This window comes from Sulfitobacter sp. HI0129 (genome assembly GCF_001635395.1).
Lineage (GTDB): Bacteria > Pseudomonadota > Alphaproteobacteria > Rhodobacterales > Rhodobacteraceae > Sulfitobacter.
The window spans coordinates 1-270 of sequence record NZ_LWGH01000159.1 but is presented as its reverse complement, the minus strand read 5'-3'; the positions used below and the strand labels follow the sequence as shown (position 1 = coordinate 270).

General features: G+C 57.0%; 1 protein-coding gene. It reads right to left on the bottom strand.

Features of this window, described 5'->3' with window-relative positions; genetic code table 11:
* Nucleotides 1–270, bottom strand: a 270-nt coding sequence (locus A3764_RS01440) for a PAS domain-containing protein (protein ID WP_150122041.1), incomplete at both ends; no start/stop codon positions are given.

Below are 270 nucleotides of genomic sequence, written 5' to 3'. Positions count from 1 at the left end.
CAGCACCCAGCGATAGGCGCCGGAGCGGTGGCGAAGGCGGTACTCAATCTCGTAGGGTTCGCCCGTATCCAGTGAATGCTGCCAGATACGCCGGGATCTTTCCTGATCCTCCTCATGGAACATCCCGTTCCAGGCATCCCCGTCCGTCGAATTCTTGGGCACGCCGGTATATTCGTACCACCGATCGTTGTAAAAATCGTGAAAGCCGTCAGGGCGGGTCGACCAGATCATCTGATCGACGGAATTCACGATGGTATGAAAGCGCGTCTC